14 protein-coding genes are annotated in these 15,516 nt (G+C 55.7%); 4 read left to right on the top strand and 10 right to left on the bottom strand.

Going from position 1 to position 15,516, the window contains the following annotated elements:
- Positions 1-26 precede the first annotated feature (26 nt).
- Entirely contained in the window at positions 27-482 is a 456-nt protein-coding gene (locus B9Z44_RS12155; protein WP_108358956.1) for an SWIB/MDM2 domain-containing protein, read from the top strand.
- Positions 483-545: 63 nt separating this feature from the next.
- On the opposite strand, the gene B9Z44_RS12150 is transcribed toward B9Z44_RS12155, so the two are convergent.
- From B9Z44_RS12150 to B9Z44_RS12110, 9 genes are all read right to left on the bottom strand, one after another.
- Positions 546-1,754, bottom strand: a complete 1,209-nt coding sequence (locus B9Z44_RS12150; protein ID WP_108358957.1) for an MFS transporter — start codon at positions 1,752-1,754, stop codon at positions 546-548.
- Between the two features lie 116 nt (positions 1,755-1,870).
- Positions 1,871-4,474 carry an ATP-dependent chaperone ClpB gene (gene clpB, locus B9Z44_RS12145; RefSeq protein WP_108358958.1) on the bottom strand — a complete coding sequence of 868 codons (2,604 nt, stop codon included), beginning with the start codon at positions 4,472-4,474 and terminating at the stop codon, positions 1,871-1,873.
- A gap of 151 nt (positions 4,475-4,625) precedes the next feature.
- Positions 4,626-5,108, bottom strand: coding sequence for a molybdopterin synthase catalytic subunit MoaE (gene moaE, locus B9Z44_RS12140; protein WP_108358959.1), 483 nt, complete (start codon positions 5,106-5,108; stop codon positions 4,626-4,628).
- Between the two features lie 27 nt (positions 5,109-5,135).
- The gene (gene moaD, locus B9Z44_RS12135; protein ID WP_170108502.1) at positions 5,136-5,411 is read right to left on the bottom strand and encodes a molybdopterin converting factor subunit 1; all 276 of its coding nucleotides are present in this window, start codon (positions 5,409-5,411) and stop codon (positions 5,136-5,138) included.
- Positions 5,408-6,649, bottom strand: coding sequence for a molybdopterin molybdotransferase MoeA (locus B9Z44_RS12130; RefSeq protein ID WP_108402550.1), 1,242 nt, complete (start codon positions 6,647-6,649; stop codon positions 5,408-5,410). The genes moaD and B9Z44_RS12130 overlap by 4 nt, the downstream gene beginning before the upstream one ends.
- Positions 6,646-7,176, bottom strand: coding sequence for a molybdopterin-guanine dinucleotide biosynthesis protein B (gene mobB / locus B9Z44_RS12125; protein WP_108358962.1), 531 nt, complete (start codon positions 7,174-7,176; stop codon positions 6,646-6,648). The genes B9Z44_RS12130 and mobB overlap by 4 nt, the downstream gene beginning before the upstream one ends.
- A complete protein-coding gene (thrC, locus tag B9Z44_RS12120) occupies positions 7,173-8,606 on the bottom strand; it encodes a threonine synthase (RefSeq protein ID WP_108358963.1) in 1,434 nt (477 codons plus the stop codon). The genes mobB and thrC overlap by 4 nt, the downstream gene beginning before the upstream one ends.
- A complete protein-coding gene (locus tag B9Z44_RS12115; protein ID WP_108358964.1) occupies positions 8,606-9,916 on the bottom strand; it encodes a homoserine dehydrogenase in 1,311 nt (436 codons plus the stop codon). Before B9Z44_RS12115 ends, thrC begins: the two co-directional genes overlap by 1 nt.
- Entirely contained in the window at positions 9,913-11,136 is a 1,224-nt protein-coding gene (locus B9Z44_RS12110) for a pyridoxal phosphate-dependent aminotransferase (RefSeq protein WP_108358965.1), read from the bottom strand. The genes B9Z44_RS12115 and B9Z44_RS12110 overlap by 4 nt, the downstream gene beginning before the upstream one ends.
- 64 nt (positions 11,137-11,200) lie before the next feature.
- Between B9Z44_RS12110 and B9Z44_RS12105 the strand changes: the two genes are divergently transcribed.
- The 3 genes from B9Z44_RS12105 to B9Z44_RS12095 all read left to right on the top strand — a co-directional run bounded on the left by B9Z44_RS12105 (position 11,201) and on the right by B9Z44_RS12095 (position 14,021).
- The gene (locus B9Z44_RS12105) at positions 11,201-11,587 is read left to right on the top strand and encodes an Mth938-like domain-containing protein (RefSeq protein WP_108402549.1); all 387 of its coding nucleotides are present in this window, start codon (positions 11,201-11,203) and stop codon (positions 11,585-11,587) included.
- A 149-nt stretch (positions 11,588-11,736) separates the two neighbouring features.
- Positions 11,737-12,216: a peroxiredoxin gene (locus B9Z44_RS12100; RefSeq protein ID WP_108358967.1), complete on the top strand. Its 480-nt coding sequence runs from the start codon at positions 11,737-11,739 to the stop codon at positions 12,214-12,216.
- 155 nt (positions 12,217-12,371) lie between these two features.
- Positions 12,372-14,021 (top strand): PhoH family protein, encoded by a 1,650-nt coding sequence (locus B9Z44_RS12095; protein WP_108358968.1) that lies wholly within the window; start codon positions 12,372-12,374, stop codon positions 14,019-14,021.
- A gap of 3 nt (positions 14,022-14,024) precedes the next feature.
- Here the strand turns inward: B9Z44_RS12095 and dnaB are convergent, their stop codons facing one another.
- Positions 14,025-15,437 carry a replicative DNA helicase gene (gene dnaB, locus B9Z44_RS12090; protein WP_108358969.1) on the bottom strand — a complete coding sequence of 471 codons (1,413 nt, stop codon included), beginning with the start codon at positions 15,435-15,437 and terminating at the stop codon, positions 14,025-14,027.
- Between the last annotated feature and the right edge of the window lie 79 nt (positions 15,438-15,516).

Here is a 15,516-nt window from a genome sequence, read left to right as displayed (position 1 = left end):
CAAACACTTCTAGAAGGAAATCAACCATGGCAACTGCAAAGAAAGCTCCGGCAAAAAAAGTAGCAGCAAAGAAAGCTGTTCCCGCGAAAAAAGTAGCAGCTAAAAAAGCTGCTCCAGCAAAAAAGGTTGCGGCAAAGAAAGCTGCTCCTGCTAAGAAAGTAGCAGCTAAAAAAGTTGTTGCTAAAAAAGCCCCAGCGAAAAAAGTTGCAGCCAAGAAAGCACCAGCTAAAAAGCGCACGCCTAACGCAGCATTTATGAAGGCTCTCACGCCAAGCGCCGCTTTGGCCGCAGTGATCGGTAGCACGCCAGTGCCCCGTACTGAAGTGGTCAGCAAGATGTGGACATACATCAAAAAGCACGGCCTGCAAGACAGCGTGAACAAGCGCAACATCAACGCTGACGAGAAGCTCAAGTCGGTCTTCGGCAAAGCTCAAGTCACGATGTTTGAGTTGGCTGGTTTGATCGGCAAACACCTGAAGTAATTCAGTTTTGCTGAAACAAAAAAGGGACCTAACGGTCCCTTTTTTTTATGCATAAAGATCAACTCATGCCTGCACAGTTCGACGTCCAACGCCTAAGGCGACCACCACACTCAGCAGCAACACCAAGGCAGCGCCCAATAGGGTCGCACCATACCAGCCATGGTCCATGAACACACCAAAAATCAACGGCGAAATCGCAAAGCCCACATCTAAGCCTGAATACACCATGCCGTAAACCCGACCTGTGGCACCTTTCGGTGTCGCCTTTTTGATCATCATGTCGCGCGAAGGCCCGCCCACACCAATCGCCAAGCCTGTAGCCGCCAAGATGGTCATTGTGGCCGTGGCGTCAAAGATGCCGCTACCACACAGGGCCATGAATAAAGCGGCAACTGTCATACAACTGGCAACCACTTTGTCACTGTGACGCGGCCAGCGCGCCGCTACAAAACCACCAACAAACATGCCTGCAGCCGCACACAACATGTACGCTGTCAAAGTAAAGGTGGCTGCTTCAAATGTCACGCTGTGCATGGCTTGCAGAATCGAGACAGCAAAGCTTTGCACCACAGCCAAAGTCATGGTGGACAACAAAAAGAAACCAAAGCACCACCACACCACGGGAATTTTCAAAAATGCCAGGGTGCTCACGCTCGCGGTATCTTGCTTGTGATCAACCACCTCAGCCAGCAAGAACTCGCGCTGCCAAACCAGCAACACAAAGATGGCCAAAAACAAGCCAGCGGCTCCTACATAAGCCGTCCGCCAACCCAATGCAGCGCTCAAGCCCACCATGAACACAGGCGCAAGGGCCCAGCCCAAATTACCCGTCAATCCGTGCGCACTGAAGGCATAGCCCAATCGCGGGGGCGATACCTTCTGATTCAGAATGGTGAAATCAACAGGGTGAAAAGCACAGTTGCCAAGCCCCAAACAAGCAGCCCCCAGCATCAAACCCAAATAGCTTTGCGCCACCGCCACGGTCAGACAGCCGGCAGCCAAAATGACCAATGAAGCAAACAACACAGGACGTGCGCCAAAACGGTCGACCACAAAACCAGCCGAAGCTTGCCCGATGCCCGAGACGACGAAAAAGACCGTCATCAGAAAACCAAGCTCTGAGTAGCTCAAACCAAACGTGCTCATGAACACAGGGAACATGAGCGGCAACAACAGGTGCGAGAAGTGAGAACTGGCGTGGGCAATACCCACCAAGCCAATGACGGCAGCGTCATCGCGCCAAGGGTGGGATGCGGGGTTCAAAGTTGTCATAAAAAAGCGCAACAGAAAGAATGAAAGCATCCTAACTGCTGCGCTTGTTTGCCGCCGTCCAGTGGGGGACAAGCCCCCTGACCCAACAAGGGACAAGCCCCATCAGCTACCTAGGGTCAAACCTCGGCTTTGGTGAAGGCAAATTCACCTGGCGCACGCACGGGGTCCACGTTGACCGCAATCGTGTCTTTGGGCAAGAACTTGCCTTCCAACAACAATTTGGACAATGGGTTTTCGATGCGCTGCTGAATGGCGCGCTTCAAAGGCCTCGCACCAAACACAGGGTCAAAGCCCACCTTGGCCAGCTCAGCCAAAGCGGCAGGCGACACCTCCAAGGTCAAGTCCATCTTGGTCAAACGTGCGCCCAAAATCTTGAGCTGAATACCCGCGATGCTGGCAATGTGCTCGGCATCCAAAGCGTGGAACACCACGGTCTCGTCAATACGGTTCAAGAACTCAGGACGGAAGTGCGACTTGAGCTCATCCCACACGGCATCTTTGATGTCTTGCGCGTCTTGCCCCACCATGCTCTGGATGATGGGCGAGCCAATGTTGGACGTCATCACGATGACGGTGTTTTTAAAGTCCACCGTGCGGCCTTGGCCATCGGTCAAGCGGCCATCGTCGAGCACCTGCAACAAGATGTTGAACACATCGGGATGCGCCTTCTCCACCTCATCCAGCAACAACACGCTGTAGGGGTTGCGACGCACGGCCTCGGTCAAGTAGCCACCTTCGTCGTAGCCCACGTAGCCGGGAGGCGCGCCCACCAAGCGGCTGACCGAGTGCTTCTCCATGAACTCGCTCATGTCGATGCGAATCATGTGGTCTTCGCTGTCAAACAAGAAACCTGCCAAGGCCTTGCAAAGCTCAGTCTTACCCACACCCGTTGGGCCAAGGAACAAGAACGAGCCTGTAGGACGGTTAGGGTCGCCCAAGCCCGCGCGTGAACGTCGAATGGCGTTGGCCACAGCGGTGATGGCTTCTTCTTGGCCCACCACACGGTCATGCAACTTGTCTTCCATTTGCAAGAGCTTGTCGCGCTCGCCCTGCATCAGCTTGGACACAGGAATGCCCGTGGCGCGTGCCACCACTTCGGCAATTTCTTCAGCGCCCACTTGTGTGCGCAGCAAGCGATGGCCACCGGCTGCAGCCGTCTTGCCGCTTTCGCGGGCGTTGGCTTCTTTCATCCGCTTTTCAAGCTCGGGCAATTTGCCGTATTGCAACTCGGCCACTTTGTTGAAATCGCCCTTGCGGGTGAGTTCTTCAATTTGATGACGCAGACGATCAATCTCTTCTTTGATTTGCGCACCACCGTGAGCAGATGACTTTTCAGCCTTCCAAATTTCATCGAGGTCGGCGTACTCTTTGCCAATCTTTTCAATCTCTTCTTCAAGCAACTCCATGCGCTTTTGTGAAGCTTCGTCTTTTTCTTTGCGCACAGCTTCGCGCTCAATCTTGAGCTGAATCAGGCGACGGTCTAGCTTGTCCATCACCTCAGGCTTGGAGTCGATTTCAATTTTGATTTTGGCGGCGGCCTCGTCAATCAAATCAATCGCTTTGTCGGGCAAGAAACGGTCGGTGATGTAGCGGTGGCTCAACTCGGCTGCCGCCACGATGGCGGGGTCGGTAATCTCGACACCATGGTGCACTTCGTACTTCTCTTGCAAGCCGCGCAGAATCGCAATCGTTGCCTCGACCGAAGGCTCGCCCACAATGATCTTTTGAAAACGACGCTCTAAGGCTGCATCTTTTTCAATGTACTTGCGGTATTCGTCCAAGGTGGTGGCGCCCACGCAGTGCAGCTCGCCGCGCGCCAAGGCGGGCTTGAGCATGTTGCCCGCATCCATCGCGCCATCGGCCTTGCCAGCGCCCACCATGGTGTGCAGCTCGTCGATGAACACAATGGTTTGGCCTTCGTCTTGCGCCAACTCTTTGAGCACGCTTTTCAAGCGCTCTTCAAACTCGCCGCGGTATTTCGCACCGGCCAACAAAGCGGCCATGTCGAGCGACAACACGCGTTTGCCTTTGAGGGAATCGGGCACCTCGCCTGCCACGATGCGTTGGGCCAAGCCCTCCACAATTGCGGTCTTGCCCACACCTGGCTCACCGATGAGCACAGGGTTGTTTTTGCTACGACGTTGCAGCACCTGAATGGCGCGACGAATTTCATCGTCGCGGCCAATCACAGGATCGAGCTTGCCTTGACGGGCGCGCTCGGTCAAATCCATGCAGTATTTTTTGAGCGACTCGCGCTGGCCTTCGCTCTCTGCGTTGTCCACTTTTTGGCCACCACGCACCGCCGTGACCGCCGCCTCCAAAGACTTACGGCTCAAACCGTTTTGCGTGGCGAGCTTGCCCCAGTTGCCTTTGTTGTCGCACAGAGCGAGCAAGAACAATTCACTGGCCACAAATTGGTCGCCACGTTTGATGGCTTCTTTTTCCGCAGCCTGAATCAAGGACACGGTGTCGCGCCCCACTTGCACCTGGTCTTGACCTTCGACTTTGGGCAAGCGGTTCATCGCATCTTCGGCAGACGACAACAGGCCCGACACATTGGCACCTGCGCGCTGCAAAAGCGATTTAGGCCCATCGTCTTGGCGCAGCATGGCGACTAACACGTGGGAGGGTTCGATGTAGGCGTGGTCGCCCCCGAGGGCGAGCGACTGTGCATCGCCCAAGGCTTCTTGGAACTTGGTGGTGAGTTTGTCAATACGCATGGAAACTCCGAGAACTTTGTTGAATTAGTCAATATTTGAGGCTGCCACCTGCTATTTCAAGTGGCAGGAAAGCCAATGACCTTGACGTGGGTCAAAGCACCACACATTCAACCATCCACCAGCCCAACCATCCGTGCGCTGGCACACACCGCTACGGCGCGACGGAATTGCTCGCTTCAATGCCCCAGCGCGCCAAGGCTTGGTCATCGCTCACACGCGCATCCACCCAGCGCGCGCCTTCGGGGGTGACTTCTTTTTTCCAAAAAGGTGCCTGTGTTTTAAGGTAGTCCATCAAAAACTCACAGGCCTTGAAGCTCTCGCCGCGGTGCGCCGAGGTCACCGCCACAAACACAATTTGGTCTTCGGGCTGCAACAAACCCACGCGGTGAATCACGCGGGCCGCAAAGATGTCAAAGCGCTGCTTCGCTTCTTCCATCATGGCGGCGATGGACTTCTCGGTCATGCCGGGGTAGTGCTCAAGTTCCATGCTGGCCACCGAGCTGCCATCGTTGCGCTCACGCACCGTGCCTAGAAAAGAGCATACGGCCCCAACGCGCGCATCACCCGCACGCAAAGCCGAGAGCTCTTGGCTCACATCAAAGTCTTGGGTTTGGATGCTGACAGTGAAAGTCATCAATCGCCTCGCGAAATTGCTGAAGGTTTAGCCGCCGGTCACGGGTGGAAAGAACGCGACTTCGCAACCTTCGCTGAGGGCCGCGTCGCCGTCACACAAATCTTGGTTCAAAGCCGTGCGCACAGCGCGGCCAGGTGCCAATACCTCCGCATAAGCACCGCCGCGCGCCAATAACTCATCACGCAAAGCGTTGAGCGTGGTGGCTTGCGTACGCACGGTTTCACCGCCCTGCCCGATGGCTTCGCGAATGGACGCAAAGTATTTGAGATTGACATTCAAAGTCACGTGAGGCGTTTCAGTCATGCCAGCCACTCCGCAAAGGAAATAAAGCGAACGGTATCGCCTTTTGAAATGGTTTGCCCAGCGGGGTTATCCACCACGCCATCGCCCCACACCGCCGACGTGAGCACGCCAGAGCTTTGATTGGGGAACAAATCGAGGCCGCCTTGTGCGTTGCGTTTGACACGCAAAAACTCACGGCGCTTGTCAGCGCGGGGCCAGTCGAAGTGCGCCGTCATGTCGGTGCGTGTGATGTCGGTCTTCGTCACACCTTGCAAGGCCAACACAAAGGGGCGCACCAACAACAAGAAGGTCACAAAGCTGGACACAGGGTTGCCGGGCAAGCCCATGAAGTGGCAAGCGTCAGCTTGTGCTTCACGGTTCACCTTGCCATAGGCAAACGGTTTACCGGGCTTGATGGCGAGTTGCCACAGGTTCAATTCGCCCAAGCTCTCCACCGCAGGTTTGATGTGATCTTCTTCACCCACCGACACACCACCGCTGGTCAAAATCAAATCGTGGTGCAAAGCTGCATCACGCAAAGCGGCAATGGTGGCGTCGCGCTTGTCGGGCACGATGCCCAGGTCGGTCACCTCGCAACCCAAGCGCTGCAACATGGCGCGCAAGAAAAAACGGTTGGAGTTGTAAATCGCACCAGCAGGCATGGCTTCAGGCGCCACATCGCCGGGCATGACCAGCTCATCACCCGTCGAGAACAAAGCCACGCGCGGACGTGCAGACACCTGCAACTGCGCCAAGCCAATGCTGGCGGCCAAACCCAGCTCAGCAGGCGTCAAGCGCGTGCCTTGGCTGAGCACCGTGGCACCGCGTGTGACGTCTTCACCCGAACGGCGAATCCACTGCCCTGCAGGCACTGCCTTGGTCACTTGAACTTGCTCGCTCTCTAAAGCGTCGCAGTCTTCTTGCATCACCACGGCATCCGCACCAGGGGGGATGGGCGCGCCTGTGAAGATGCGTGCAGCTTCGCCTGCATTGAGCTGCGTACCGTGTGTGCCTGCGGGTATGCGCTGCGTCACGCGCAGCACCGCACCTGCTTGCGCGCAATCTGCTGCACGCAGCGCATAGCCATCCATCGAGCTGTTGTCTTGTGGTGGCACTTGCAAGGCCGCAACCACGTCTCGCGCGAGCACGCGGCCATCAGCGTCAAAGGTGGACACCAATTGCACGCCAGTCAATGCACGAGCTTGCGCCAGCAATTGCGGCAAAGCGTCATCGAGTGAAAGCAAAGCAGGACGGGTCATAGCAAAGGCGGGTTGTATTCGAAACGGTCTTCATTGGCCACCAACCATTCGGTGATGGCGTAGGCATCATTCAAATCGAGCACAGGGCGTTGCGTGACCTCTGGCAGGTCTTGCGGCGAATCCGTGGCAATGGCCACCACAAAATCATCTTCAGGGTAGCGCACGGGCTGCTCGGACGCTTTGCGCCAGACCTCGACCTTGAGCAAATCGCTTTTCTTAAAGCCTTCGACCAAGACCCAATCCACACCGTCGTACACCTCGGCCAACAAGTGATGCACTGAGAGCTGCGCAGGTTGCTCAAACTGGCGCTGCAACACCAAGCGTTGGTTGGAGGCCACCAGTACCTCAAACGCACCGGCTTCACGGTGTCGCCAGCTGTCTTTGCCGGGTTTATCGATGTCAAAGTTGTGGTGCGCGTGTTTGACCACCGACACGCGCAAGCCACGCATGCGCATGCAGCCAATCAGCTGCTCCACCAAGGTGGTTTTTCCTGAACCGGAGTAACCGGCAAAGGCGACGACCTTCATGCGTGATCGCAATGCTTGGCGATGTAGGCTTTGATTTGCGCCACATCTGCCTTCATCACCTGCACGCGTTTGGGCAAGGCTTCGATGCCTTCAAACTTGGCTGGGCGATGGGGCTCTTGGCCCAAGGCTTCCACGATGGTGGCGGCAAATTTGATGGGCAACGCAGTTTCCAACACGATCATGGGCACGCCGGCCTTGAGGTGTTCACGCGCCACTTTCACGCCGTCGGCCGTGTGGGTGTCAATCATTTCACCAAAGCGTTTGTGCACGTCTTGGATGGTGGCCAAACGGTTGGCATGTGTGCTCTTGCCGCTGGCAAAGCCGTAGCGTGCTGCAGCTTCTGCAAAGTGTGGGTTGCCGCTCAGGTCGAACTTGCCGTTCTTCGAGATTTGCGCACCGAACAAGTCTTTGGTCAGTGCCGCATCGCGACCGAGCAAATCGAACACAAAGCGCTCAAAGTTGCTGGCCTTGGAAATGTCCATCGACGGGCTGGAGGTTTCGTGCGTGTCGGCACTGCCGCGCACGCGGTACACACCGGTACGGAAGAACTCGTCCAACACATCGTTTTCGTTGGTGGCGGCCACCAAGGTGTCCACAGGCAAGCCCATCATGCGGGCCACATGGCCGGCGCACACGTTGCCAAAGTTGCCACTGGGCACGGTGAAGCTCACCTTTTGGCTGTTGGCCGTGGTCGCTTGGAAATAGCCCGCGAAGTAGTACACCACTTGCGCCAACAAACGCGCCCAGTTGATGGAGTTGACCGTGCCAATTTTGTATTTGGTTTTGAAGTCCAAATCGTTGGACACGGCTTTCACCAAATCTTGGCAATCGTCAAACACGCCTTCGATGGCGATGTTGTGGATGTTCTCGTCCATCAAGCTGAACATTTGCGCTTGTTGGAACGGGCTCATACGGCCATGTGGGCTGGTCATGAACACGCGCACACCTTTTTTGCCGCGCATGGCATATTCGGCGGCGCTGCCCGTGTCGCCACTGGTCGCACCAAAAATATTCAGTTCTTCGCCACGGCGGGCCAACTCGTACTCAAACAAGTTGCCCAGCAGTTGCATGGCCATGTCTTTGAACGCGAGCGTGGGGCCGTTTGACAAAGCCTCCACCAACAAGCCGTCTTCTAACTTGCGCACCGGCACGATGGCCTCGGTGCCGTACACCTCTTGGGTGTAGGTCTTGGCGCACAAGGCTTTCAAGTCAGCCGCCGGGATGTCGTCGATGTAGAGCGACAGCAGTTCAAACGCTAAGGCTGCGTAGCCTTGGGTATTGAACGTGTGGCGCAAACGCGTGAGCGCGGCATCGTCCACCTGTGGGTAGTGCTCGGGCAAATACAAACCGCCATCGGGGGCCAAGCCTTCGAGGAGGATTTCACAAAAACGCTTGCGCTCGGCGTGGCCGCGCGTGGACAAATACAGCATCAGTTCAACTCTTCTTTGCGGATGCGGGTGATCGGGGCCAACACGGTGGTCAGCTTTTGCATTTCAGCCAAGGCTTGATTCATCTTGGCTTCCACGCAATCGTGGGTCAAGATGATGAGGTCGGTGTGGCTCTCGCCCTCACCGGCTTCGCGCTGCAACACGGCATCAATGCTGATGTCGGCGTTAGCCAAAATGCCTGTGACCTTGGCGAGCACACCGGCTTGATCTGCCACGCGCAGGCGCAAGTAGTAGCTGGTGACCACTTGGGCCATCGGCAAAATGGGTAAGTTGCTCATCGCGTCAGGCTGGAAGGCCAAATGCGGCACGCGGTTCAACGGGTCTGCGGTGTGCAAACGTGTGATGTCCACCAAGTCGGCAATCACGGCACTGGCGGTAGGCTCACTGCCCGCACCTTTGCCGTAATACAGCGTCGTGCCCACGGCGTCGGCGTGCACCATCACGGCGTTCATCGCGCCCTCGACGTTGGCAATCAAACGCTTGGCTGGCACCAAGCAAGGGTGCACGCGCAGTTCAATGCCTGCGGCGGTGCGCTTGGAAATACCCAACAACTTGATGCGGTAACCCAGTTGCTCGGCGTACTTGATGTCTTGCGATTCAAGCTTGGTGATGCCTTCGACATACGCCTTGTCAAACTGCACAGGCACGCCAAACGCGATGGCCGACATGAGGGTGGCTTTGTGCGCCGCGTCCACACCTTCGATGTCGAAGGTCGGATCGGCTTCGGCATAGCCCAAGGCTTGTGCTTGCTTGAGCACGTCGTCAAAGGTCAAACCCTTGTCGCGCATCTCCGACAAGATGAAGTTGGTCGTGCCATTGATGATGCCGGCCAACCATTGAATGCGGTTAGCAGTCAGGCCTTCACGCAAAGCTTTGATGATCGGAATACCGCCAGCAACCGCGGCTTCAAACGCCACCATCACGCCCTTTTTGTGGGCGGCTGCAAAGATTTCTGTGCCATGCACGGCCAGCAATGCCTTGTTGGCCGTCACCACATGCTTACCCGCATCGATGGCTTCGAGCACGAGTTGCTTGGCAATGCCGTAGCCACCAATCAACTCGACCACGATGTCGATGTCAGGGTTGGCGATGACTTTGCGCGCGTCGTCCACCACTTGCACATTCGCACCCACGATGCTTTTGGCACGTGCCACATCGAGGTCAGCCACCATCGTGACTTCAATGCCGCGACCGGCGCGACGTTGGATTTCTTCTTGGTTACGTTTGAGCACCTCAAAAGTGCCGCTGCCCACAGTGCCAATGCCTAACAGGCCTACTTGAATCGGTTTCATGCTTTTCTATTTCGGTAGTTTTCTAAGAATTTTGCGATGCGTGAGATGGCCTCACGCAAGTCATCTTCGTGGGGTAAGAACACGATACGGAAGTGGTCCGTGGTCTTCCAGTTAAAGCCCGTGCCCTGCACCAACATGACCTTGGTTTCTTGGAGCAACTCCAAGAAAAACTGCTGGTCGTCTTTGATCGGGTACACCTTGGGGTCCAAGCGCGGGAACATGTACAGCGCGGCTTGCGGCTTCACGCACGTCACACCAGGAATGGCGGTGATGAGTTCATAGGCCAAGTCGCGTTGCTTGCGCAAACGACCGCCCTCACCCACCAAATCGTTGATGCTTTGGTAGCCACCCAAGGCGGTTTGAATCGCCCACTGGCCTGGCACGTTGGCGCACAGGCGCATGTTCGAGAGCATGTTGAGGCCCTCGATGTAATCGGCCGCAGGCTTTTTGTCGCCCGACACCACCAACCAACCCGCGCGGTAGCCGCATGAGCGATAGCTCTTGGACAGCGAGTTGAAGGTGAGCGTCAACACGTCTTCGCTCAAGCTGGCGATGGGCGTGTGTTTGACACCGTCGTACAACACCTTGTCATACACCTCGTCCGCAAAAATGATCAAACCGTGTTTGCGTGCGAGCTCGACGATTTGCATCAGCAACTCGTCTGAGTACAAAGCACCCGTCGGGTTATTGGGGTTGATGACCACAATGCCCTTGGTGTTCTTGGTGATCTTCGAACGAATGTCTTCAATGTCAGGCATCCAGCCATTCGACTCATCACATACATAGTGCACAGGTGTGCCGCCAGACAAGCTGACCGCCGCTGTCCACAACGGATAGTCAGGCGCAGGCAACAACAGCTCATCACCGTTGTTGAGCAAACCATTGGTGGCCATGACGATGAGCTCGCTCGCGCCGTTGCCAAGGTAAATGTCATCAAGCGTGACGCCTTTGATGCCTTGCTTTTGCGTCTCGTGCATCACCGCTTTGCGGGCACCAAAAATGCCTTTGCTGTCCGAATAGCCCGCCGAGGTGGGCAGGTTACGGATCATGTCTTGCTGAATTTCTTCAGGCGCATCAAAGCCAAACACGGCCAAATTGCCGATGTTGAGTTTGATGATCTTGTGGCCTTCCTCCTCCATTTGACGCGCTCGGTCCATGATGGGACCGCGAATGTCATAACAGACGTTGGACAGCTTGTTGGATTTTTGGATCTTCTTCAAAGTCCCTCCGAGGGCTCTTTTACGGGGTGAAACCTATAATTTGACCACAGATCTCAAGGCATTTATGAAATTACAACCCGATCGTATCGAGACCCAGTCAGTCACGGCTTATGGCCCAGGATGGGTCGCCATTCAAGGCGAAAAAATCACGCACAGTGTGCTGATCACCTCAGAAGGCGTTCGCCTTGACTGGCATTGCCAAAATTTTGAAGATTTGGGCCCACAACACTTTGCACAACTGGCTGAGTTAGACGTTGAGTTGGTCATCTTCGGCAGCGGCGAACGTTTGCGCTTCCCCAGGCCCGAATGGCAAGTGGGTCTGATGCAACGCCGTGTGGGCCTAGAGACCATGGACACACAGGCCGCGTGCCGCACCTACAACATCTTGGCGGGTGAAGGCCGCAAGGTTGCCGCAGCGCTGCTCATCGAAAGCGTCACAAGTAATGATTAAGAACACGCTTCGCTTTGCAACGATGGCTGCATGAAGAACCGCATCGAGACGAGGTTTCTAAGTTAAAATAGCGGGTTGCCGGAAGGAGGCTGTCTCGACAGTCGCCTCCTTCATCCGGCTGTCTTCACTGTCACACCTGATTGAGCGCTATGGCAATTGTTGTCAACAAACCCCTCCCCGAATTTGAAGCCAATGCAACAGGCGGCATCAAGGTTACCAACAACTCGCACACGGGCCAAATGATGGTCTTGTATTTCTATCCCAAGGACAACACCCCTGGCTGCACCACCGAAGCTATGCAGTTCCGCGACAAATACAAAGACTTTGTCAAAGCCGGCGCTTTGGTATTTGGCGTGTCACGCGACAACATGAAATCGCACGACGAATTCAAAACCAAGCTCGAATTGCCGTTTGAGTTGATTGCCGACACAGAAGAAAAAATGTGTCACATGTTTGGCGTCGTCAAAAACAAAATCATGTACGGCAAAAAAGTCAAAGGCATTGAGCGCAGCACGTTTTTGGTAGGTGCCGACGGCCTGCTCAAAGAAGAGTGGCGCGGACTCAAAGTACCAGGCCATGTGGACGAAGTACTGAAAGCCGTCAAAGCCTTGAAGAAAGCTGCGGCCTGAAACGACCCACATAAAGTGTCACAGAGCTCGGTTATAGTGGCTCCATGACATTGACAGAAGCGAACACGTTTCCAACAAAAAGCCGCCTTGGCCTCCAGGCGGCTTTTTCGCTTTTTAAGTCAGTCTTTTGCGTCTCAACTCTTTAAGCTTCATCTATGCCACTGCCTCCCGCCCCAGCCAAACGCGCCGCCTTGTTGAACACCGAGGGGTTAGATACGGCACCCGCCAAATCGCGCAGCACACGCAAATCGGCGCCGCGACATGAGGAACGTGTGACCGAAGAACACGTACACGCCAAGGTGCGCGAAACAGCAGCGGCAGTGCCTCAAGATAAACATGAGGTCATCCCAGCTTACAAAGGCGAACGCAAGGCGGCACCCGCACGCGCGGTAACGCCCAAAAAAGCCAAGCACACGGGACCAACCAAGCTGTTTGTGCTCGACACCAACGTGTTGATGCACGATCCCATGTGTTTGTTCCGCTTTGAAGAACACGATGTGTTCTTACCCATGATCGTCCTGGAAGAGTTGGATGGTCACAAAAAAGGCATGACCGAAGTGGCGCGAAATGCCCGTCAAACGAGCCGCTCCCTCGATGCCTTGGTGGCCTCACACAACGCAGACATCATCACAGGCATCAAGCTCGATGGCACCGGTCACATCGAAGTGGGTGGACGTCTGTTCTTCCAAACCGAGCCACTCGACTTCACACTGCCCTCTAGTCTGCCCCAAGGTAAAGCTGATAACCAAATTTTGGGAGTGGTTGAAGCGCTGCGCGTCAAGCATGCCCCGCGCGAGGTGGTGCTGGTGTCTAAAGACATCAACATGCGGGTCAAAGCCCGCGCGCTGGGCTTGGCCGCTGAAGACTACCAAAACGACAAGACCCTAGAAGACGGCGACTTGCTGTATTCAGGTGCCATGGCCTTACCAGAAGATTTCTGGATCAAACATGCCAAATCGGTTGAAAGCTGGCAAAGCGGCAGCAACACCTACTACCGCCTCAGCGGCCCCTTGGTGCCCGATCTGCACATCAACCAGTTTGTGTATTACGAATCGGCGGGTGAGCCTAGCCTGTATGCCCGTGTGACCGAGATTCGCGGCAACACCGTGGTGCTCAAAACCCTCAAAGACTTTACACATCTCAAAAATGCCGTATGGGGTGTCAGCACCCGCAACCGCGAACAAAACTTCGCGATGAACTTGCTCACCGATCCAGAGATTGACTTTGTCACACTGACCGGCACAGCAGGTACGGGCAAGACCTTGATGGCTTTGGCCGCAGGTCTCACACAAGTGTTGGACGACCGCCGCTACACCGAGATCATCATGACCCGTGCCACGGTGAGTGTGGGCGAAGACATTGGCTTCTTGCCCGGCACCGAAGAAGAAAAAATGGGGCCATGGATGGGCGCTTTAGACGATAACCTTGAAGTATTGGCCAAGACCGAAACCAATGCTGGCGAATGGGGCCGGGCCGCCACCAACGATTTGATTCGCAGTCGCATCAAAATCAAGAGCCTGAACTTCATGCGCGGGCGCACATTCCTGAACAAGTACCTCATCATTGATGAAGCCCAAAACTTGACGCCCAAGCAAATGAAAACACTCATCACGCGCGCGGGCCCCGGCACCAAGATTGTGTGCATGGGGAACTTGGCACAGATCGACACGCCCTACCTCACCGAAGGCTCATCGGGCTTGACGTATGCTGTGGACCGCTTCAAGGGGTGGCCACATGGCGGCCACATCACCTTGGCACGCGGCGAACGCTCACGACTGGCTGACTTTGCCAGCGAAGTACTTTAAGCCTTAGTAATCGCCACCACTGCTGTAGCCACTGGCCAAGCTTTCGAACTTGGTGAGTGGCTTCAAGAAGGCCAGCTTGACGGTCCCGGTGGGGCCGTTACGCTGCTTACCGATGATGACTTCGGCCACGCCTGGCTCTTTGGACTCTTTGTTGTAGTAGTCGTCGCGGTAAATGAACATGATCACGTCCGCGTCCTGCTCAATGGCGCCGGACTCTCGCAAGTCACTCATCATGGGGCGTTTGTCGGTACGCTGTTCCACACTTCGGTTGAGCTGAGACAAGGCAATCACGGGGCATTGCAGCTCTTTGGCCAGCATCTTCAAACCGCGAGAAATTTCACCAATCTCTGTCGCACGGTTGTCGCCACCGCTGCTGCTAGAGCCACTCATGAGCTGCAAATAGTCGACCACGATGAGGCCGAGCTTGCCGCACTGACGCGACAAACGACGGGCGTTGGCACGCAGCTCACTCGGCGTCAAACCTGGTGTTTCATCGATGTGCAACGACACATTGCGCAGCTTCTCAATGGCTTCGGTCAAACGCGGCCATTCGTCATCGCTCAGCTTGCCCGTGCGCAAATGGCCTTGGTCCACACGACCAATCGAACCCACGATACGAACCGCCAGTTGCGAAGCGCCCATCTCCATCGAGAACACAGCGACAGGCAGACCTTCGTTCAAAGCCACGTGCTCGGCAATGTTGATGGCCAGCGCCGTTTTACCCATGGACGGACGCGCCGCCAACACGATCAAGTCACCAGGTTGCAAACCTGAGGTCATGCGGTCAAAGTCAATGAAGCCTGTGGGCACGCCGGTGATGTCGTTTTGGTTGTCCGCCATTTCTTGCACGCGGTCGAGCAAGTCCACCACCAACTGCGGCATGGCTTGGAAACCCTGCTTCATGCGTGAGCCTTCTTCACCGATGTTGAAGATCTTTTGCTCGGCTTCATCCAAGATTTGAGCCACTGCCCTGCCCTGTGTGTTGAAGGCATTGGTGGCGATTTCGTCGCTGGCTGTCACCAGCTTGCGCAGAATCGAGCGCTCGCGCACGATCTCTGCATAACGGCGAATATTGCTCGCACTCGGCACGTATTGCGCCAAAGCATTGAGATAACCCAAGCCACCGATTTCTTCGGCCTTGCCTAAGGCTTGTAGATGCTCGTAGACCGTGATGACGTCAGCTGGACGGCTGGTATTCACCAGCGCGCCAATGGCGGCATACACCTGCTTGTGTTCGTAACGGTAGAAGTCACCATCGACCAACAAATCGCCCACGCGGTCCCATGCCCCGTTGTCCAACAACAAGCCACCCAACACGCTGGACTCGGCCTCGATGGAGTGCGGAGGAATGCGCAGTTGTGCAATTTGCTGGTCGTGAGAGAAGCTCTCATCAAAGCTGTTAGAAGCGGCTGACATGGTGATCCTGTAAAACACACATCCTAAGCCCAGAGACGCCAAACGCTTGGGATAACTCTGTGGATAAGAGGTGGGTTAG

It is taken from the genome of Limnohabitans curvus (genome assembly GCF_003063475.1).
Classification (GTDB): domain Bacteria; phylum Pseudomonadota; class Gammaproteobacteria; order Burkholderiales; family Burkholderiaceae_C; genus Limnohabitans; species Limnohabitans curvus.
Note: the sequence above shows the minus strand (reverse complement) of the source record. Positions and strands in the feature narration are given on the sequence as shown.

Coding starts and splice junctions, on each gene's coding strand:
- B9Z44_RS12155 (WP_108358956.1), top strand. CDS start 27: ATGGCAACTGCAAAGAAAGCTCCGGCAAAAAAAGTAGCAGCAAAGAAA.
- B9Z44_RS12150 (WP_108358957.1), bottom strand. CDS start 1,754: ATGACAACTTTGAACCCCGCATCCCACCCTTGGCGCGATGACGCTGCC.
- clpB (WP_108358958.1), bottom strand. CDS start 4,474: ATGCGTATTGACAAACTCACCACCAAGTTCCAAGAAGCCTTGGGCGAT.
- moaE (WP_108358959.1), bottom strand. CDS start 5,108: ATGACTTTCACTGTCAGCATCCAAACCCAAGACTTTGATGTGAGCCAA.
- moaD (WP_170108502.1), bottom strand. CDS start 5,411: ATGACTGAAACGCCTCACGTGACTTTGAATGTCAATCTCAAATACTTT.
- B9Z44_RS12130 (WP_108402550.1), bottom strand. CDS start 6,649: ATGACCCGTCCTGCTTTGCTTTCACTCGATGACGCTTTGCCGCAATTG.
- mobB (WP_108358962.1), bottom strand. CDS start 7,176: ATGAAGGTCGTCGCCTTTGCCGGTTACTCCGGTTCAGGAAAAACCACC.
- thrC (WP_108358963.1), bottom strand. CDS start 8,606: ATGCTGTATTTGTCCACGCGCGGCCACGCCGAGCGCAAGCGTTTTTGT.
- B9Z44_RS12115 (WP_108358964.1), bottom strand. CDS start 9,916: ATGAAACCGATTCAAGTAGGCCTGTTAGGCATTGGCACTGTGGGCAGC.
- B9Z44_RS12105 (WP_108402549.1), top strand. CDS start 11,201: ATGAAATTACAACCCGATCGTATCGAGACCCAGTCAGTCACGGCTTAT.
- B9Z44_RS12100 (WP_108358967.1), top strand. CDS start 11,737: ATGGCAATTGTTGTCAACAAACCCCTCCCCGAATTTGAAGCCAATGCA.
- B9Z44_RS12095 (WP_108358968.1), top strand. CDS start 12,372: ATGCCACTGCCTCCCGCCCCAGCCAAACGCGCCGCCTTGTTGAACACC.
- dnaB (WP_108358969.1), bottom strand. CDS start 15,437: ATGTCAGCCGCTTCTAACAGCTTTGATGAGAGCTTCTCTCACGACCAG.